The sequence below is a fragment of the Thermopolyspora flexuosa genome (assembly GCF_006716785.1).
Taxonomy (GTDB): domain Bacteria; phylum Actinomycetota; class Actinomycetes; order Streptosporangiales; family Streptosporangiaceae; genus Thermopolyspora; species Thermopolyspora flexuosa.
In genome coordinates, this window is the sequence record NZ_VFPQ01000001.1 from 945,445 (window position 1) to 963,234 (window position 17,790).

Sequence of the window (17,790 nt, forward strand, 5' to 3'; positions counted from 1 at the left end):
CGCCGTCAGGGCAGCCGGGCCTGCGGGACCGGGTACGGCGGGCCGGCGTGCCGTACCCCCGACGGCGTGGGCAACGCGAACCCCACGGCCTTGCCGGGCGTGCCCGCGCACGAGGGCGTCGCCGGGTAGGCACGGCAGTGCCCCTCGGCGAGCCGCCGTACCAGCGGAAGCCCTCGGCCCCCTTCCAGCAGCTCCTCGTCCTCCCCGGCGCGGGGGCGACACAGTGCGGCCGTGACCGCGGTCAGATCCGGATCCCCGTCGATGACCTCGCACCACACCGGGACGCCTTCGACGATGAAGACCCGCAGCTCGTACGGCGGGCCGGCGTGCCGCTCGGCGTTCCCCGCCAGCTCGGCGACCGCCAGCTTGGCGTCGAACACGGCCGCCTCGTCGATCCCGGCCCCGCGCAACATACCCTCCAGCACGGTCCTGGCCTGCCGGGCGGCACGGCTCGGATCGAGCGACCTGGCGAGCAGCCGCACCCGGCCGCAGGTGGCCGCAAAGGCGCCCGGTGCGGCCTCGGCGGAAAGGGAAGCGGCGGCCCAGCGGGGACCGGCACCCGCGTCCCCGCCCTGCGGGGAGTTGTCACTGATCGAACCCATATGGAAACGCTCCGTTGATCGGCGGTAACGGCAGGTAGGTAACCGGGGGCGTGGTGAGGCCGGGTAGAGCGCCCGGCTGCCGTTCGAACCGGCCGAAAGAGGGGGAGAAGCGCTGGTCGTTTTCTGAGCGTTTCCGCCGTCCGCCCGCCGGGCTTTGGCTGATCTATTAACAATAGGTGGTCGGCTGATAACGGTGAGTCCTGGAGGTGGCATGGCTGCGGCCACAGGCGGGCGAGGCCGACCCGAGCTGGTGCGGGCGCGTAAGCGGCTGGGCATGACCCAGGTGGAGGCCGCCGAGGCGTTGCTGGTGACGCCGACGACGGTGAGCCGGTGGGAGCGGGGCACCCAGGAGATCCGCCCGGTCTACCGGGCCCGGATGGCGGCGGTGTTCGGGGTCAGCGCCGAGCAGATCGAGCGCTGGTTAGAGAGCACCGAACCGGTGGACACCGAGCTCTGGCCGTGGCCGGACTTTACGGACATGTCGCTCGCTTCCACAGTCAAATCGGCCGAGAGGTTGTGGAGGAGCGAATTGGACCTACAACGACGTCACATGCTGGCCGCGCTGCCCTTCGTACCCGACGTGCTGAACGGCTGGATTTCGGCTTGGAGCTACGGCTCCTCCATGGACTCCACGGCCAACCAAGGAACCGGGCGCGCCGTCGGCCTCTCCGACGTCCAGCGCATCGAGGAGATGCGGCAGCGGTTCACCCAGATCGACTACGTGTACGGTGGCGGCCTCGTGCGCCCGGCGGTGGTCGACTACCTCAACACCACGGTGGCCCCGCTCCTTCGCGGTACCTACGACGACAAGGTAGGGGCGGCGTTGTTGACGGCAGCGGCTGAGATGACGTTGTTCGCCGGGTGGACGGCCTTCGACATCGAGCGCCACGGCCAGGCTCAGCACTACTACGGCCAGGCTCTGAAGCTGGCCAAGGCCGCAGACAATCCCCTCGCAGGGGCGCGTGTGCTGTCGACCATGGCCCACCAGGCCATCCATCTGAACAAGCCCGAGCAGGCGATCCTGCTGGCCAGGGCGGCGGTCGAGGCAGGGCGCCGTGGCCAGGCGAGTCCTCAGGCCATGGCCCTTCTACTTGTCCGCGAGGCACGGGCCACGGCGTTGAAGACGAACCCTGCCAAGAGCGGTGACAGGCATGCTGCAAAGCAGATCGCCCGGCTGCTCGTGGAGGCCGAGCGCGCTCACGCCCAAGGCGCGCGGGACGGTGATCCGCAGTGGGTGCACGCGTTCGATGAACCGGAGCTGGCGGCCCAGGCCGGCATCATCCTGCACTTGGTCGGCGACGACGATCGCGCGGCTGAGCGGCTGGAACACAGCGTGCAGGCATTCGCGACATACCGTCCGCGCTCCTCGCACCTCAACCGCGTGAACGCCGCCGAAGCCTACTTGAGCAGGGGTGAGCTGGAACAAGCCCTCGACCACGCCCGGGCCGCGACATCCGGCGCCACGACGCTCACCTCGCCGCGCCTCGTCGAGCACATCAAACGCTTCGACAAGCGGCTCAAGCCGTACGAAACGAGCATCCGGGTTCGCGAGTTCCGCGCCTACCTCGATCACGTAGTCGCCGTCTGACCACACCATGACTCTGTTGCGATTTTCGCAACTGAGGCTTAGTGTGAGGCCATGTCCGGGGATGTCATCGTGCAGCGTGTCCGCCAGCTGATCGCGAGAAGCGGCCGGAGTCAGGGTGAGTTCGCGGCCCTGGTCGGCCTCGATCCCGCCAAGATGTCCAAATCACTGTCGGGCGTCCGGCGGTTCACGTCACTTGACCTGGCGCGCATCGCCGAGGTCGGCGGCGTGACCGTCGACTGGCTGCTCGGGCGCGACGACGCCCCAGCGCTGGCGGCACGGCACTCATCCGTACTGGCCGATCCCGTGTTGGCCGAGCCTGCCGAGAAAGCGATCGAGGAAGCCGATCGGCTCATGCAGTTCCGTCTCGACCTCGCCTTTCTGGGCTACGAGCAGCACGCCGTACTTCCCCCCTCCCCACCTACTCACGATCTGTGGATCGAGCAGGGCCGACAGCTCGCCGCCTGGGCGCTTGACCGGGCGCGAAAGGCCGGAGCCGACCCTAGCCATACGCGGGACCTCGCCGATCTGATCGAGGACGTCTTCGGGATCGACGTGGCGATAAGCGAACTGCCCAACGGTTTCGATGGTCTCGCCTACAGCAGGAAGCAGTCGTGGCTGATTCTCGTCGGCACTTCAGCCGTTCCCAGCCGCCAGCGGTTCACCCTCGCCCACGAGCTGGGACACGTCTTGGCCGGAGACGACCAGGGTCTGCTCATGGACGCCGACATCTACGACGCGCGTCACCGCAAGCATTCCTCCGAGATCCGTGCCAACGCCTTCGCCACCGCTTTTCTCCTGCCCCAGGAGCTGCTGGAGGCCGAGGCGAGCGGCCTGGAGTGGACGGAGGAGGCCTTCGCCGGACTCGTCGTCCGCTGGTGGGTTTCCCCGAGCGCGCTGGCATGGCGTCTGCACAACCTTGGCCTGCTCTCCATGGAACTCTGCGCACGGTTCCGCAGGATGACCACCGAGCAGGCGGCGCTGCTCGTCGGTGAGCTGGGTGCGTTCACGGAGTGGATCGACGCCGCCTCCCGCCCTCGTCTCCCGCAGCTCCTGCTCCGTGATGCCTTCAAGGCATACCTTGACGGCAATGCGACGCTTCGCCCCTTCGCGAACCTCATCGGGGTGGACAGCGACGTCATCCGGCGGGCTCTAGAACAAGCCGGAGAGGAGCCACCCCTGACCTCATGACGTGGTATTGGTTTCCCGACAACACCGTTCTGTGCAATTTCGCGGCGGTCTCCCGCCTGCGGCTGCTGAAGGAGATCCTGCGCGGCAGGGGCCGCTGGGTTGAGGCGATCTACTACGAGGCGACAAATTCCGCGAGGTTCTATCCCGAACTCGCCTCCATCGGCCGGGACGGCTGGCTCGGCGAGCCCATCCAGATCCGCGATCAAGCCGAAGTGGATTTGATCGAACAAGTCCGCCGGTCGGTGTTCGGTGGTTCGCGGCAGCGGCCCACCGAACACCTCGGCGAAGCCCAGACCTGCCATGTCATCCTCAACTGGCCGGCCTTTCAAGGGTCTTTCTGGGTGACCGATGACCGCGACGCCTTGGAGTACGCCAGGAGGCGCGGCATCACGACTCGGGACACGATGGACCTGTTCTGCGAAGCCACGGTTGAAGGGCTCTGCACGCAGGACGAGGCGTACAAGCTGCTCCACGAGATGGCTCGCCTCGGCCGTCACCTCCGCCTGCCGAATCGGCCCGAGGACATTCGATAGGGGCCGAACCGTCGCGGTTGGTGGGGCATCCTGGATGAATGGCGCAGGCGATGAGTGACCGTGGCGAACCGGGCGGTGGGCTGGGCGTCCTGCCGCAGGTGGCGGGGGCCGTCGAGTGGTTGGCCGATCTCGTCGCCGACGGGGATGTGGTGGTGCTCAGTGGGGCCGGGATCTCCACCGAGTCGGGGATTCCGGACTACCGGGGCGAGACCGGGCGGTTGCGGCGGGCCAGGCCGATGACGTACCAGACGTTCGTCGGGAGCATGGAGGCCCGAAGGCGGTACTGGGCGCGGAGCCACCTGGGGTGGCGGCACATCGTCGAGGCGAGGCCGAACGACGGGCATCGGGCGGTGGCCGAGCTGCAGCGGCTCGGGCTGGTCAGCGGGATCATCACGCAGAACGTGGACGGGCTGCACCAGGCGGCCGGGGCGCGGGACGTGATCGAGCTGCACGGCAGCCTGAGCCGGGTGCTGTGCCTGGGCTGCGGGCGGCGCAGCTCGCGGGAGCGGCTCGACCGGCGGCTGCGCGCCGCGAACCCCGGGTGGGAGGCGCGGCCGGGGATGATCAACCCGGACGGCGACGCCGTGCTCGACGACGCGGACATCGCCGCGTTCAACCTTGTGGACTGCGAGGACTGCGGCGGCGTGCTCAAGCCCGACGTGATCTTCTTCGGGGAGAACGTGCCGCGGCCCCGGGTCGAGCGGTGTTACGCGCTCACCGAGCGGGCCGGGCTGCTGCTCGTGCTCGGCTCCTCCCTGGCCGTGATGTCCGGCTACCGGTTCGTACGGCACGCCGCCGAGCGCGACATCCCGATCGCGATCATCAACCGGGGGCCGACCCGGGGCGACGCGCACGCCCTGCTCACCATCGACGCCCCGCTCGGCGCCACGCTCACCTCGCTGCTCGCCGTACTGCGCTGAGCCCGAAGGCATATGTCCCGGCCGGTGGGTACCGGAACGGGGTGGCCGCCCTCGCCCGACGGCCACGCCGACAACGACACCGCCGGGTGCTTGCATGGATCGCCGAAACGACGAGGTCGCCGCGCTGTTGCAGGAGTACGCCGACCTGCTCGCGATCACGGGTGACGACGCGTTCAAGGTACGGGTGTACGAGAAGGCGGCGCGGTCGGTCGCCGGGTACGCCGGGAACATCGCCGAGCTCGACGCCGACGGGCTGCGCCGGATTCCGAACGTGGGCTCGTCGATCGCCGGGAAGATCGAGGAGTACCTGCGGACCGGCGTCATCCACGCGCTCGAGGAGCTGCGGGCCAAGGTGCCCGCCGGGGTGCGCCGGCTGACCACGATCCCCGCGCTCGGCCCGAAGAAGGCGATGGTGCTGTACAAAGAGCTCGGCGTCGACTCGGTCGAGGCGCTGGAGAAGGCGATCCGCGAGGGCAGGCTGAACGGCCTGCGCGGCTTCGGGCCGAAGACCGAGGAGAACCTGCTGCACGGCATCGAGGTCATGCACAAGACGGGCCGGCGGGTGCACATCGACGTGGCGGCCCGGGTCGCCGAGCAGATCGTGGCCGAGCTGTCCGCCGTGCCCGGCTGCGACCGGTGCGCGTACGTCGGGTCGCTGCGCCGCATGCGGGACACGATCGGCGACGTCGACGTGCTCGCCACCGCCGACGACTCGGCCGCGCTGATGGCCGCGTTCACCACCTCGCCGCTCGCCGCCGAGGTGATCGCGAGCGGCGGCACCAAGAGCTCGATCCGTACCCGCGACGGCCTCCAGGTCGACCTGCGGGTGGTGCCCGACGACGCGTGGGGCGCGGCGCTGCAGTACTTCACCGGCTCCAAGGCCCACAACATCCACACCCGGCAGATCGCGCTGCACCAGGGGCTGAAGCTGTCCGAGTACGGCCTGTTCGACACCGAGACCGGCGAGAAGATCGTGTCCGCGGACGAGGAGGAGGTGTACGCGCGGCTCGGCCTGCCCTGGATCCCGCCGCCGCTGCGCGAGGACACCGGCGAGATCGAGGCCGCGCAGCGCGGCGAGCTGCCCGACCTCGTCACCCTCGCGGACATCAAGGGCGACCTGCACACCCACACCGACCTCACCGACGGGGTGGCGTCGCTGGAGGAGATGGTCGCGGCGGCGGCCGGGCGCGGCTACGCCTACTACGCGGTCACCGACCACGCCCCGAACCTCTATATGCAGCGCATGACCGACGAGAAGGCCCTCGCCCAGCGCGAGCACCTGCGCAAGCTCGCCGAGGCGTACCCGGACATGCGCCTGCTGCACGGCACCGAGCTCAACATCGACCCGGAGGGCAACGTCGACTGGCCCGGCGAGTTCCTGGCCACGTTCGACCTGTGCATCGCCTCCGTGCACTCGCACTTCACCCTGCCGCGGGCGGAGATGACCCGCCGCCTGGTCCGCGCCTGCGAGAACCCGTACGTCACGATCCTCGGCCACCCCACCGCCCGGCTCATCGGCAGCCGGGAGCCGATCGACGCCGACTGGGACGAGGTGTTCCGCGCCTGCGCCCGAACCCGCACCGTGCTGGAGATCGACGCCTTCCCCGACCGCCTCGACCTGCCCGCCGACCTGATCCGCCGCGCCCTCGCCCACGACGTGCTGTTCGCCGTCGACAGCGACGCGCACGCGGTCCCGCACCTGGACGTCATGCGTTACGGCGTCGGTACGGCCCAGCGCGGCTGGCTCACCGCCGACCGGGTCATCAACACCTGGCCGGTCGACCGGCTGCTGGAGTTCCTGCGGTCCCGGTGACGCGCCTACGCGTCAGGGGCGATCACGCGGATCTCGAAGTTCTCGCCGGTCACCAGCTGGCCCGCGCGGACCTTGCGGCGCTTGCGCTGTTCCACCTCGCCGTCGACGTACACCTCGCCGGAGGCGATGAGCAGGCCGGCCTCGCCGCCGGTGTCGGTCACCCCGCACACCTTGAGCAGGTCGCACAGCGGGATGAAGTCGGTGCGCAGCCGGTAGGTCTCCTTCACGAAAGGCATCCACCCAGCCTAGAGGGCGGTACGGCCCAGCCGGACGCGGACGAGCAGGTCGTGGAGGACCGGCTTGGCGGTGGGCGCGTCGGGGAGGCGGGAGGCGTCCCGCGTCTCCTCGAGAACGGCGGTGAGGCGCCGCACGTCGCCCTCAAGCACGGCACGGCCGGGCGCGTCGGCGGGCAACAGGCCGTGCTCGGCGGTCCGCTTCGCCGCCACCAGGTCGGCCAGGTACGGCGGGGCCTCGCCGTGCAGGCCGTACAGGCGGACCAGGTCGGCGACGACCTCGCCGGTGCGCATCAGGTGGATGCCGGTGAGCAGCACGCGGAACGTGTACAGCAGCGGCTTGAGCTCGCCCCGCCCGGTGAACAGGCGCCACTGGGTGCGGGCGAAGCCGAGGTAGTGGTGGGCGTGGTGGCGGGTGATGCAGCCCGGCGCGGCGGCGCGCAGCTCCTCGTGGACCGGGGAGGTGGCCACGACGAGCGGGGACAGCAGCTGCTCGAGCACGTAGCCGTTGCGGTTGAGCAGCAGGCGGCAGAACTTGGCGAGGTCGTGGGTGACCAGATCGACCTGCACGCCGTCGCGGTCCCACGACCGGGTGATCGTCTCCTCGCCGACGTCGAGGCCGAGGACCTGCTCGGCCGGGAGCAGGTGCGCGCCGCGCAGGTCGACGTCGGAGTCGGCGGACGGGAAGCCGTACAGGTGGGCGCCGCTCGAGGCGGTGGCCGGGCTCCGTCACGCGGTCCTGCGGGACCGCGGATCGCGTCATATGGGGGATTGTGGTGGTTCACCGTCCGGTTGCGCGATCGATTATCCGCGTACGGCGGGCTCCCCTAACGTGTCGGGGCATGAGGATTCTGTTGATCGGCGCGACCGGACGGCTCGGCTCGGTGCTGCACACCACGCTCGCCGGGCGGGGCCACGAGATCGTCACCGCCTCCCGCACCGCGGGCGACATCCGCTGCGACATCACCGACCCCGCACAGGTCGCCGAGATGTACGACCGGGCCGGGCCGCTCGACGCGGTGGCCGTCGCGGCCGGCAAGGTGCCGTACGGGCGGGTCGTCGACCTGGGCCCCGACGACTACCTCGCCGGGTTCCGCGGCAAGGTGCTCGGCCAGATCGAGGTGGTGCGCCAGGGCGCGGCGCGGATCGCCGAGCGCGGCTCGTTCACGCTGATCAGCGGCGTGCTCGGCCGTGACCCGGTGGTCACCGCGAGCGTGGCCGCGATGGCGAACGGCGCGCTGGAGGCGTTCGTGCGGGCCGCCGCGCTCGAGCTCGCGCCGCGGCGGGTGAACATCGTCAGCCCGACCGTGTTCACCGAGTGCGCCGACGAGTTCGGCGACCTGTTCGCCGGGATGGAGCCGGTCGACCTGGCGCGGGTGGCCAACGCGTACGTGCACTCGATCGAGGGCGCGTACACGGGCCGGGTCTACGAGCTCGGCTAGCCGGTACGGCGGGCGTCGACCCCGTCGAGGAAGTCCTTCACCAGGCCCGCGAACTCCTCGGGCCGGTCGAGCGGGGCCACGTGCCCGGCGTCCTCGATGATTTCCAGGCGGGCGCCGGGCGCGGCGGCGACGGCCCGGCGCATCGCCCGCTCGCCGACCAGGGTGTCCCGGCGGCCCCACAGCCACAGCGACGGTACGGCGAGCCCGGGCAGCCGGGGGAGGAAGTTGAGCCGCATGCGGCGCGGGCCGTACGCGGTGATCTGCCAGTCGTCGACGGCGCGCTCCCGGTGGCGTCGCTTGCCCTGCGCCTCGGCCTCGGCGATGCGCACCAGCTCGGCGAAACCGGGGGTACGCTCGCCCGCGGCGAGCGAGCGGGCGAGGGAGGCGCGCAGCAGGCCCGGGTACGCGGCGAGCCAGACGGCGGACCAGCGCAGCAGGCCGGGCGTGCGCAGGCACAGCCAGGTGAGGAACTGCCAGGGGCGGACGTCGTCGATGCCGCCCGGGGCGCAGACGACGAGCCCGGCGACGCGGCCGGGCCGGTTGAGCGCGTAGCCGAGGGCGAGCCCGCCGCCCATGGAGAGGCCGACGAGGTGGGCCCGTTCGGCCCCGGCGTGGTCGAGCACGGCCTCGAGCACCTGCTCCAGGCGGGCCTGGTCGAGCACGCCGGTCCACGGGCGGGAGCCGCCGTGCCGGGGCAGGTCGACGGCGATCACGTCGCGGTCGGCGGCGAGGAGGGGCATCACGTGCCGCCACAGCAGCGGCGCCTGGTCGTACATGGCGCCGTGCAGCAGCACGACCGGCGGGCCGATCGCGGGCCCGGCGCGGTAGAGGCGGACCGGGCCGCCGGGCAGGATGAGGTCCTCGGGGTGGTCGAAGGCGGTCACGTCGTCTCCTCGGGGGTTTCGGGCGGTGAGCCGACCTGGCGGTCGAGCGCCTCGATGAGGCGCAGGTGGGCGTGGCGGGCACGGTCGCCGGACGCGGCCGGGTCGCCGGTCTCCCAGCCGGTGGCGATGAGGTCGGCGAGGGCGTCGATGGCCGACCTCAGGCGGTCGGGGGAGAGGGGGCCGACGGTGGCCGAGGCGTGGACGAGGCCGATCGCGAACACGCCGAGCACCGTGGCGGCGGCCTCCACGTCCACGTCCGCGCGGATCAGGCCGGCGTCGCGCAGCTCGGCGAGGTGGCCGGTGAGCCAGTCCATGCGCGGGCCGTACCGGGCCGGGCCCTTGCCGCGCACGTACGAGCCGAGCACGCCGGCGTCGGAGGTGTAGAAGGCGAGCATGAGCTCGTCGGCGAGCAGCGCCTCCAGGGCGTACCGGTAGAGCGCGGACAGCGGCACCGGGGCCGCGGCGGCCTCCACCCGGGCGCGCACGGCCGCGGCGAGGGCGCGGACCGAGCGGGCGAGCAGCGCGTCGAGCAGCGCCTCCTTCGACGGGAAGTCCAGGTAGACGGCGCCCTTGGAGATCCCGGTACGGCGGGCGATCTCGGCCATCGTGGTGTTGTCGTATCCCTTGGCGAGGATCAGCTCGCGGGCGTGGCGCAGGATCGTGTTCGCCCGGTCGGGGATCGTCGGACGTGGCATGGCGGCTCCGGTCGGTCGTAGTGACCTAAGCGTGCCTTCTGGTCATCACGTGGTGACCCGAGTGTACAGCTCGGTCACTACGGCGACGTCACGCCGACCGGACGTCGCAGACCGTGCCGCCGGGGCGCTACCGTGGCGATCGTGACCGCCTATCTGCTCATCCTGGGTGAACGAGAGGCCGTGGCGTGGGTCCTCCGGGAGTCGCGGATGGCCTTCCCGCCGACGGAGCGGCGGGAGGTGGACCGGCTCACGGTCGGCGACGAGCTGTTCCTGCTCACCACGCGCGGCTGCTGGCACAACCCCACCCGGGACCGCACGCGGGTGATCGGCCGGGCGCGGGTGACCGGTCCGGTCGAGCCGTACGACGAGCCGCTGACGATCGCGGGGCGCGAGTTCACCCGCGGCTGCACGATCGAGATCGATTCGCTCGCGCCGTACCTGCGCGGGGTCGAGCTGGCGCCGTTGCTGCCCCGGCTCGCGGCGTTCCCCGACAAGCGCGCCGGGGCCTGGTCGATCCGGCTTCGGCGTCCGCTGCTCGCCCTGCCCACCGGCGACGCCGACCTGCTGCGGGCCGAGCTCGCCCAGGTCGCCACCGCCCCGGACGAGGTGGTCGGCGAGTACTTCGACCGGATCCGCCCGGTACGCGGGCTCCGGTCCGGCACCCCGGCGGGCTGACCGTCCGGCGCGATCACGCGGCCGCGCGGTGCCCGGCCCTGCCGTGCCCGCCGGCCGCCGCGGTTTTCTCATCGAATTCTCATAAACGCCCAAAAACCGGTGGCCGGGCGGTGCACAGACCTTCCGGAAGCTCGGGCGGAAAGAAAGAGAATGCATTTCTGTCCCGGCCGATCGGGAGAATCCCGGCAAACGGCCTCCGGCCTTTCCGTCCTTCCTGGCCTTGCTGGCATTGCCGGACAACTTTCGTCTGTCCGGATTAGGTGACTTCTGGTGGAGCGGCCGAAACTCGGGATAGCTCGTATCCGAAATCGTGAACCGGCATTTCGATCAATGGGCCCCTTGGCGTGTCCGGATGGCGAGGGTATAAACGGTGCCGTGGTCGAGAAATGCCCAGAATGACCACGGCCGATATTGTCCCGATCGGCAATTCCAAGCGATTCCGACGCGCTCCGGGACAGGCGCGCCGGAACGCGAGGACCGAAATCGCCTCCCCTGCTGGGCGCGGGGAGACCGGCAACGGAAAGAAGGCGGATGACCATGAGGATTCGCACCCGAGCCATCTCCGTCGCACTGCTCACGGGCCTCGCCGGCGCGACGTTACTGGGCGGTGCGTCCGCCGCCCAGGCGCACACCGGCTTCGGCTGCGCCAACGGCATCAACGCCGTGAACTGCAACACCATCCCGGCCAAGGTCGGCGTCGCCGGCAACCGCATCCTCTCCGGCAGCCTCGACGTCATCGACGTCAAGGGCGGCAAGCTCATCGACATCGACCGGACCCTCAACCCGCCGATCTCGGTGAAGCCGAAGGACGTCAACGTCTGCGTCGGTGCGTTCTGCCCCTGATCGGCTGACCCCCGGATAGCGTCGCGCGCAAACGGATACACGGGATCTCCGGCCATGGCGGGTGGCGGCAATTTTCCGTCATGGCCGGTCCGTTTCAGCCACGGCCACGCCTTTCCCCCATATTGGTGATGTGCGGCTCAGCGGGTTCGGGCGGGCGTGGCCGTGGCACCGGCGGAAGCACCGCGACGCCGTTCCCGGCGGCCACCGGCGGGCGGTACGCCGGCATAAGATCGGCAAAAACGGTGAGGGGAACGGATCGCGGCGACCACGCCGATCCGACCGGAAAACCGGTCGGCGCGGCATGGATATCACGCCTCCGGTTACCGGCGGCCATTTGCCGCCGATCGCGCCGAGCGTTTTTGATGTGATGTACGGCAGGCCCGGACCGCCGATACCGGGACGGTGACCGAAACCGTCCGGCGACCGACCGGGCAATGCGTGAGCGCCCTGGACGAGACACGCGGGCAGACGGACGCTCGCCGGGAACCGAGCCGTCTGATGGAACCGCTCCGCATGAACGGGCCAAGCGCCATCGCGGTCTCGATCAGACGCCTTTCCGGTGCGCACCGCGGTGATCACAGGCGTGGCCCGGACCGTTGACCGCATACGGCCGGCAGTCGCGACCACGGCGAGCGGGCGGACACCCAGGCCGGCCAGAGATGCGAACGCGATCCCCTGAGGCCGGACGGGCGCTCTCGTGGACGGAAGCGGGTGCGAGCGCGGGCGTCCACGGCGACACGAACGAAGGACGCAGGTGGCCGGGTCTCGGAAGGCGACCCGCCCGCGAGCCGGGACCGCGTTCCACGTCATGCCCCTCGGACGTGGAACGGGTGCGCCGCGTCCGCACGCCCGGGTTTCCGCGCGAGCGCGCGGGCCCGGACGTACGCGGCGATGACGGATGTCCGCCGGTGACCGAATCTCCCCCCGTGCCCTCGACATCGGGGGCGGGCACGACGACGGGACCCGTACGCCCGTACGCCACGGCGAGCCGCCACCCCGGCACGATGACCGGCCGCCGGTGGCGGCTCGCGCCACGACGGCCTCGATCGGCCGGGCCAGGCCGCCCACGGCGTACCCGAGGGACTGCGGCACGGTGCTGTCACGTTCCACCATCGGGCACTCTGATGTCGGTGTGATTGTGGAATACCGTTAGTCGCGCGTTGCATCCTGCGTGGTGCGCCGCAGACATACGGGCGGAAAGTTGTGGGATTCCTCTATGCCCGTCCTCCCGGGGCCTGGTGTGGGATCGACAGCATGAGAGCTGACGAACCGGTGTCACCGCCGCCCGGCGAGACGCCCGGGCCGCGCTCGGAGGACGGGGGACGCGACGGGGCACGCGGCCGGGCGCTGCGCGCGCTCGCGACCGCCGACCTGGCGCGGGTCGGCGTGTTCGCCGCGCTGATCGCCGTTCTCGGCCTGCCCGGCGCGATCAACGCGTTCGGCAACGCCGTGCCGATCACGCTGCAGACGTTCGGCGTCATGCTCGCCGGGGCGATCCTCGGGCGGTGGCGGGGCGCGCTCGCCGTCGCCGTGCTGCTCGTGCTCGTCGCGGCCGGGCTCCCGCTGCTCGCCGGCGGCCGCGGCGGCCTCGGCGCGTTCACCGCCCCGTCCGCGGGCTTCCTCATCGGCTGGCTGCCCGGCGCGGCGGTCACCGGCTGGATCGTGGAGCGCGGCGGCCGCACTCCGGGCCTGGTACGGCTGATCGCCGCCTGCGCGATCGGCGGGGTCGCGGTGGTCTACCTGTTCGGCATCCCCATCCAGGCCGCGATCATGGGGATCTCGCTCGGCGAGGCCGCGGTGCTCAGCGCCGTCTTCCTCCCCGGCGACGTGATCAAGGTGGTGCTCGCCGCGCTCGTGGTGCGCGGCACCCAGCGCGCCTACCCCGACGCGATCCCCGCCGTGCGCGAGGAGCGGCTGCGGGCCGCCCGGGGGCGTTGACGCCGCCATGCCGGTCGCCGCACAGGTGCTGCGCCACGCCCAGGCCACCCCCGCCCGGCTCGCCGTACAGGGCCCGCACGGCGGGCTCGACTACGCCGCGCTCGCCCGCCGCGCCCGGGCCGGGGCGCACCACCTGGCCGCGCGCGGCACGCGGCCCGGCACGCTCGTCGCGATCAGCCTCGCCGACCCGGTCGAGCAGCTCGTCGCGGTGCTCGCCGCCGACCTGGCGCGCGCCACGCCGCTGCTGTGCGACCCCGCCTGGCCCGCCGGGCGCCGCGCCCGGATCATGGCCGCGCTCCCGGCCGCCCTGCACGTGGCCGAGCCGCTGGCCGCGGCACCCTCGGCGCGGGCGGCCGCACCGGCGGAGATCGCACCCCGCCCGGACGACCTCGCCTGGGCGAACTTCAGCTCGGGCAGCACCGGCAGGCCACGCGCGGTGATCCGCACCCGGGCCTCCTGGCTCGGCTCGTTCCCGCACCTCAACGCGATCACCGGCATCGGCCCCGGCGACGTGCTGCTCGTCCCCGGCCCGCTCGTCTCCTCGCTGTACGGCTTCGCCGCGGTGCACGCCCTCGCCACCGGCGCGACCGCCCTCGTGCTCGGCCGCTGGTCCCCGGGAACGCTCCCGGACCTGCTGCGCACCGCGACCGCCGTGCACCTCGTGCCGAACCACCTGCCCGCCGTGCTCGACGCGCTCGCGGAGGCGGGCGGCCCGCTGCGGGTCGCGATCGCGGGCGGGGCGCACCTGCCCGCCGAGACCCGGGCGAGGGCCGAGGCGGCCGGGGTGCGGGTGGTCGCCTACTACGGCGCGACCGAGCTGTCCTTCGTCGCCGTGGACGCCGACGGCACCGGCCTGCGCCCCTTCCCCGGCGTCGAGATCGAGGTGCGCCCGCACCCGGAGGCGGGCCACGGCCTCGGCGAGGTGTGGGTGCGCTCGCCCTGGCTCTCCGCCGGCTACGCCGGGGGCGCCCCGGGGCCGCTGCGGGCCGACGCCGGCGGCTGGATGACCGTGGGCGACCTCGCCGAGCCGTACCGGGCGGGGGAGCCGCTGCGGGTGCGGGGCCGCGGCGACGGCGCGATCCAGGTCGGCGGGGCGACCGTGGTGCCCGAGGACGTGGAGGCGGTGCTGCGGCGCGCGCCCGGCGTGCGGGACGTGGTGGTGGTCGGCGCGCCCCACCCCCGCCTCGGCGCGGTCGTGGCCGCCGTGATCGAGACCGGCGGCGGCCCGGTACGGCGAGCCGCGCTGGAGGCCGCCGCGCGCGACGGCCTCGACCCGGCGCAGCGGCCCCGCCGCTGGTATGTGACGCCCGCGCTGCCGCGCACCCCCACCGGGAAGCCCGCGCGGGCCCTGGTCGCGTCCCGGCTCGCCGACGGCGACCCCGCCATCGAACCGCTGGCATGACCACGACGGGGGACACGTGACCGAGATCGAGCACACCACGCCGGTGGTGGTCGCCGCGCGGCGCACCCCGATCGGCACCGCCGGGCACGCGCTGCGGGACGTCCCGGTGGACCGGCTCGCCGCGCCGGTGATCGCCACGGTCGCCGAGGACGTCGCCGGCCTCGGGCTCGAGGTGGCCGACGTGGTGCTCGGCAACTGCACCGGCCCCGGCGGCAACGTGGCCCGGGTCTGCGCGCTCGCCGCCGGCCTCGGGTACGGCGTGCCCGGCCTCACCGTGGACCGGCAGTGCGGCAGCGGCCTGGCGGCCATCCTCGTCGCCGCCCAGGCGGTGCGCGCCGGCGAGATGGACCTGGTGATCGCGGGCGGCGTGGAGAGCGCCTCCACCGCGCCGGTCCGCGCCCACCGCGGCCCGGACGGCGCCGCGGCCGAGCCGTACACCCGGGCGCCGTTCGCCCCGCCCGGCTTCCCCGACCCGGACATGGGCCCGGCGGCCGAGGCGCTCGCCGCCGCGCGCGGGGTGACCCGGGAACGCCAGGACGCCTACGCGCTGCGCAGCCACGCCCGCGCGCTCGCCGCCCGGGACGCGGGCCGGTTCGCCAAGGAGATCGTGCCGGTCGAGGGTCTCACCGCCGACCAGCGGCCGCGGCGGCTGCGCGCGGCGTCGCTGGCCCGGCTGCCCGCCGCGTTCGTGCCGGGCGGTACCGTGACGGCCGGGAACAGCTCGCCGGTGAGCGACGGCGCGGCCGCGGTGGCGATCGTGCCGGAACGGCTGCGCGCGGGCATGCCCGGGCTGCGGCTGGTGGCCGGCGCGGTGGTGGGCTGCGACCCGGCGCTGCCCGGCTGGGGCCCGGTGCCCGCGGTGCGGCGGGTGCTCGACCGGGCCGGGGTGACGCTCGACCGGGTCGCCGCGGTGGAGATCGTGGAGGCGTTCGCCGCCCAGGTGCTCGCGGTCACCGACGCGCTCGGCCTCGACCCGCTCGGCGCGGACGACGACCGGGTGTGCGCGGACGGCGGGGCGATCGCGCTCGGGCACCCGTGGGGCGCGACCGGCGCGGTGGTGGTGACCCGGCTGTTCTCCCGGCTCGTCGGCTCCGGCGCGCCGCCCGGCACGCTGGGGCTGGCGACCGCGGCGGTGGGCGGCGGGCTCGGCGTGGCGGCGCTGTTCGAGGTGGTGTGAAGTGATCGAGTTCACCGACGTGCATCTGCGGCTGGGGGAGCGCGACGTGCTGTGCGGGGTCACGGCGCGGCTCACCGAGCGCCGGGTCGGCGTGATCGGCGCGAACGGCTCCGGCAAGAGCACGCTCGCCCGGCTCATCAACGGCCTCGCCCTGCCCACCTCGGGCACGGTCACCGTGGGCGGCCTCGACACCCGGCGGCACGCCGCCCGCATCCGCCGCCGGGTCGGGTTCGTGTTCACCGACCCGGACGCGCAGATCGTCATGCCGACCGTCGCCGAGGACGTGGCGTTCTCGCTGCGCCGCCGCGGCGTGCCGAAGGCGGAGATCGACCGCCGGGTGCAGGAGGTGCTCGCCCGGTACGGCCTGGAGGAGCACGCCGACCGGCCCGCCCACCACCTGTCCGGCGGCGAGAAGCAGCTGCTCGCGCTCTGCTCGGTGCTCGTCCTCGAACCGGAGATCATCGTGATGGACGAGCCGACCACGCTGCTCGACCTGCGCCACTCCCGCAGGATCGCCGCGCTCGTGCGCGAGCTGCCCCAGCAGGTGGTCGTGGTCACCCACGACCTGCCGCTGCTGGCGGACTTCGACCGGGTGCTCGTGCTCGACCAGGGCAAGATCGTCGCCGACGCGGACCCGGCCACCGCGATCGGCCACTACCGGGCGCTGCTGTCGTGAGGCACCTAACCGGCGTCTACGTCCCCGGCGACTCGGTGCTGCACCGCATGCCCGCCGGGGCGAAGCTGCTCGGCCTGCTCGCCGCCGGTACGGCACTGCTGCTGCTCGGCTCGCCGGTCGCGCTCGCCGTGGCAGCCGCGGCCGTGGCGCTGCTGTACGCGGTGGCCGGGGTGGGCGCGGCCGCGGCGTGGGCGCAGATCCGGCCGCTGCGCTGGTTCGCCCCGCTGCTGTTCGCCTTCCAGCTCGCCGTGGCAGGCCTGGAGGGCGCGGTCACCGTCACGCTGCGCGTGGTGCTCGCCGTGGCGCTCGCCGGGCTGGTCACCCTCACCACCCGCACCACGGTGATGCTCGCCTGCCTGGAACGCGCCCTCGCCCCCGCACGGTACGTCGGCCTCGACCCGTTCCGGCTGTCGCTGCTGCTGTCGCTCACCCTGCGCAGCGTCCCGGTGATCGCCGACCTCGCCACCCGGGTCCGGGAGGCGCAGAAGGCCAGGGGCGTGGAACGCAGCCTGCGGGCGTTCGCCGTACCGCTCGTGGTCGGCGCGCTGCGCTACGCGGACGCCCTCGGCGAGGCGCTGAGCGCCCGTGGCCTGGACGACTGAACGAGCAGGTTCGCACAACGGCTAGGGTGCAGGTGTGTTCCTGTGGGTTCTGGGCATTGCGGCCATGCTGGTGGTGGTCGATCAGGCCACCAAGTGGTGGGCGGAATCGGCGCTGTCCAACGGAGAGGTCATCGACGTGATCGGGGACTGGATCCAGTTCCGCCTGATCTACAACTCCGGGGCGGCGTTCTCCATAGGCGCGGAACACACCTGGGTGTTCGCGATCGCGTCCGCCGTCGTGGTGGTGGTCGTGACGTGGATCGCCCGCCGGGTGCGGAGTCGGCCGTGGGCGGTCTCGCTGGGGCTGGTGCTCGGCGGCGCGACCACGCACCTGCTCGACCGGCTGCTGCGGGAGCCGGGGTTCGCCCGTGGCCGGGTGGTCGACTTCATCGACTACTTCGACCTGTTCATCGGCAACGTCGCGGACATCGCGCTGGTCGGCGGGATCGCCTGGGCGGCCCTGCTCCACCTGCGCGGGATCGAGCTCGACGGCACGCGGGCCGGCGAGGGCGGGGAGGCCGCGGACACGGCGGACACGGCCGAGAGCTGACCCTGCCCGGGGGAGCCCGTGCCCGAGCG

At 72.7% G+C, this 17,790-nt stretch carries 18 protein-coding genes and 1 pseudogene; 14 read left to right on the forward strand and 5 right to left on the reverse strand.

Features of this window, described 5'->3' with window-relative positions; translation table 11 throughout:
• Positions 1 to 5 precede the first annotated feature (5 nt).
• The gene (locus FHX40_RS04175) at positions 6 to 602 is read right to left on the reverse strand and encodes an ATP-binding protein (RefSeq protein WP_170198699.1); all 597 of its coding nucleotides are present in this window, start codon (positions 600 to 602) and stop codon (positions 6 to 8) included.
• A 211-nt stretch (positions 603 to 813) separates the two neighbouring features.
• Between FHX40_RS04175 and FHX40_RS04180 the strand changes: the two genes are divergently transcribed.
• The 5 genes from FHX40_RS04180 to polX all read left to right on the forward strand — a co-directional run bounded on the left by FHX40_RS04180 (position 814) and on the right by polX (position 6,644).
• A complete protein-coding gene (locus FHX40_RS04180) occupies positions 814 to 2,190 on the forward strand; it encodes a helix-turn-helix transcriptional regulator (protein ID WP_142258389.1) in 1,377 nt (458 codons plus the stop codon).
• Positions 2,191 to 2,241: 51 nt separating this feature from the next.
• The gene (locus tag FHX40_RS04185) at positions 2,242 to 3,378 is read left to right on the forward strand and encodes a helix-turn-helix domain-containing protein (RefSeq protein ID WP_142258390.1); all 1,137 of its coding nucleotides are present in this window, start codon (positions 2,242 to 2,244) and stop codon (positions 3,376 to 3,378) included.
• A complete protein-coding gene (locus FHX40_RS04190) occupies positions 3,375 to 3,911 on the forward strand; it encodes a hypothetical protein (RefSeq protein ID WP_142258391.1) in 537 nt (178 codons plus the stop codon). The genes FHX40_RS04185 and FHX40_RS04190 overlap by 4 nt, the downstream gene beginning before the upstream one ends.
• A 50-nt stretch (positions 3,912 to 3,961) precedes the next feature.
• The gene (locus FHX40_RS04195; RefSeq protein ID WP_142261534.1) at positions 3,962 to 4,831 is read left to right on the forward strand and encodes an NAD-dependent protein deacetylase; all 870 of its coding nucleotides are present in this window, start codon (positions 3,962 to 3,964) and stop codon (positions 4,829 to 4,831) included.
• Positions 4,832 to 4,925: 94 nt separating this feature from the next.
• Entirely contained in the window at positions 4,926 to 6,644 is a 1,719-nt protein-coding gene (gene polX / locus FHX40_RS04200; RefSeq protein ID WP_142258392.1) for a DNA polymerase/3'-5' exonuclease PolX, read from the forward strand.
• A 5-nt stretch (positions 6,645 to 6,649) separates the two neighbouring features.
• On the opposite strand, the gene FHX40_RS04205 is transcribed toward polX, so the two are convergent.
• Complete coding sequence (locus FHX40_RS04205; protein WP_189136265.1) at positions 6,650 to 6,880, reverse strand: RNA-binding S4 domain-containing protein; 231 nt, start codon at positions 6,878 to 6,880, stop codon at positions 6,650 to 6,652.
• Positions 6,881 to 6,889: 9 nt separating this feature from the next.
• Positions 6,890 to 7,576, reverse strand: a pseudogene (locus tag FHX40_RS04210) (nucleotidyltransferase domain-containing protein); the annotation flags it as partial.
• A gap of 143 nt (positions 7,577 to 7,719) precedes the next feature.
• Between FHX40_RS04210 and FHX40_RS04215 the strand changes: the two are divergent.
• Entirely contained in the window at positions 7,720 to 8,319 is a 600-nt protein-coding gene (locus FHX40_RS04215) for a short chain dehydrogenase (RefSeq protein WP_142258394.1), read from the forward strand.
• Here FHX40_RS04215 and FHX40_RS04220 read toward each other — a convergent pair.
• Both FHX40_RS04220 and FHX40_RS04225 read right to left on the reverse strand, forming a co-directional pair.
• Entirely contained in the window at positions 8,316 to 9,203 is an 888-nt protein-coding gene (locus tag FHX40_RS04220) for an alpha/beta fold hydrolase (protein WP_142258395.1), read from the reverse strand. The genes FHX40_RS04215 and FHX40_RS04220 overlap by 4 nt on opposite strands.
• On the reverse strand, positions 9,200 to 9,898 hold the full coding sequence (locus FHX40_RS04225) for a TetR/AcrR family transcriptional regulator (RefSeq protein WP_142258396.1): 699 nt from the start codon (positions 9,896 to 9,898) through the stop codon (positions 9,200 to 9,202). The genes FHX40_RS04220 and FHX40_RS04225 overlap by 4 nt, the downstream gene beginning before the upstream one ends.
• A gap of 141 nt (positions 9,899 to 10,039) precedes the next feature.
• Here FHX40_RS04225 and FHX40_RS04230 point away from each other — a divergent pair, with 141 nt between their 5' ends.
• From FHX40_RS04230 to FHX40_RS04265, 8 genes are all read left to right on the forward strand, one after another.
• Positions 10,040 to 10,573 carry a hypothetical protein gene (locus FHX40_RS04230; protein ID WP_229789076.1) on the forward strand — a complete coding sequence of 178 codons (534 nt, stop codon included), beginning with the start codon at positions 10,040 to 10,042 and terminating at the stop codon, positions 10,571 to 10,573.
• 537 nt (positions 10,574 to 11,110) lie between these two features.
• Positions 11,111 to 11,416, forward strand: coding sequence for a hypothetical protein (locus tag FHX40_RS04235; protein ID WP_142258398.1), 306 nt, complete (start codon positions 11,111 to 11,113; stop codon positions 11,414 to 11,416).
• Between the two features lie 1,254 nt (positions 11,417 to 12,670).
• Positions 12,671 to 13,354, forward strand: coding sequence for a biotin transporter BioY (locus FHX40_RS04240; RefSeq protein ID WP_142258399.1), 684 nt, complete (start codon positions 12,671 to 12,673; stop codon positions 13,352 to 13,354).
• A gap of 7 nt (positions 13,355 to 13,361) precedes the next feature.
• A complete protein-coding gene (locus tag FHX40_RS04245) occupies positions 13,362 to 14,756 on the forward strand; it encodes a class I adenylate-forming enzyme family protein (RefSeq protein ID WP_142258400.1) in 1,395 nt (464 codons plus the stop codon).
• 16 nt (positions 14,757 to 14,772) lie between these two features.
• Positions 14,773 to 15,933: a thiolase family protein gene (locus tag FHX40_RS04250; RefSeq protein ID WP_170198701.1), complete on the forward strand. Its 1,161-nt coding sequence runs from the start codon at positions 14,773 to 14,775 to the stop codon at positions 15,931 to 15,933.
• A gap of 1 nt (position 15,934) precedes the next feature.
• Complete coding sequence (locus FHX40_RS04255) at positions 15,935 to 16,609, forward strand: energy-coupling factor ABC transporter ATP-binding protein (protein ID WP_142258401.1); 675 nt, start codon at positions 15,935 to 15,937, stop codon at positions 16,607 to 16,609.
• The gene (locus tag FHX40_RS04260) at positions 16,606 to 17,211 is read left to right on the forward strand and encodes a CbiQ family ECF transporter T component (protein ID WP_142258402.1); all 606 of its coding nucleotides are present in this window, start codon (positions 16,606 to 16,608) and stop codon (positions 17,209 to 17,211) included. Before FHX40_RS04255 ends, FHX40_RS04260 begins: the two co-directional genes overlap by 4 nt.
• Positions 17,212 to 17,245: 34 nt before the next feature.
• Positions 17,246 to 17,761 carry a signal peptidase II gene (locus FHX40_RS04265; protein WP_211350155.1) on the forward strand — a complete coding sequence of 172 codons (516 nt, stop codon included), beginning with the start codon at positions 17,246 to 17,248 and terminating at the stop codon, positions 17,759 to 17,761.
• The last annotated feature ends 29 nt before the right edge of the window (positions 17,762 to 17,790 follow it).

Bases quoted from the DNA above. Each gene is read 5' to 3' on its own strand.
- FHX40_RS04175 (WP_170198699.1), bottom strand. From the start codon at position 602: ATGGGTTCGATCAGTGACAACTCCCCGCAGGGCGGGGACGCGGGTGCC.
- FHX40_RS04180 (WP_142258389.1), top strand. From the start codon at position 814: ATGGCTGCGGCCACAGGCGGGCGAGGCCGACCCGAGCTGGTGCGGGCG.
- FHX40_RS04185 (WP_142258390.1), top strand. From the start codon at position 2,242: ATGTCCGGGGATGTCATCGTGCAGCGTGTCCGCCAGCTGATCGCGAGA.
- FHX40_RS04190 (WP_142258391.1), top strand. From the start codon at position 3,375: ATGACGTGGTATTGGTTTCCCGACAACACCGTTCTGTGCAATTTCGCG.
- FHX40_RS04195 (WP_142261534.1), top strand. From the start codon at position 3,962: ATGAGTGACCGTGGCGAACCGGGCGGTGGGCTGGGCGTCCTGCCGCAG.
- polX (WP_142258392.1), top strand. From the start codon at position 4,926: ATGGATCGCCGAAACGACGAGGTCGCCGCGCTGTTGCAGGAGTACGCC.
- FHX40_RS04205 (WP_189136265.1), bottom strand. From the start codon at position 6,880: ATGCCTTTCGTGAAGGAGACCTACCGGCTGCGCACCGACTTCATCCCG.
- FHX40_RS04215 (WP_142258394.1), top strand. From the start codon at position 7,720: ATGAGGATTCTGTTGATCGGCGCGACCGGACGGCTCGGCTCGGTGCTG.
- FHX40_RS04225 (WP_142258396.1), bottom strand. From the start codon at position 9,898: ATGCCACGTCCGACGATCCCCGACCGGGCGAACACGATCCTGCGCCAC.
- FHX40_RS04235 (WP_142258398.1), top strand. From the start codon at position 11,111: ATGAGGATTCGCACCCGAGCCATCTCCGTCGCACTGCTCACGGGCCTC.
- FHX40_RS04240 (WP_142258399.1), top strand. From the start codon at position 12,671: ATGAGAGCTGACGAACCGGTGTCACCGCCGCCCGGCGAGACGCCCGGG.
- FHX40_RS04245 (WP_142258400.1), top strand. From the start codon at position 13,362: ATGCCGGTCGCCGCACAGGTGCTGCGCCACGCCCAGGCCACCCCCGCC.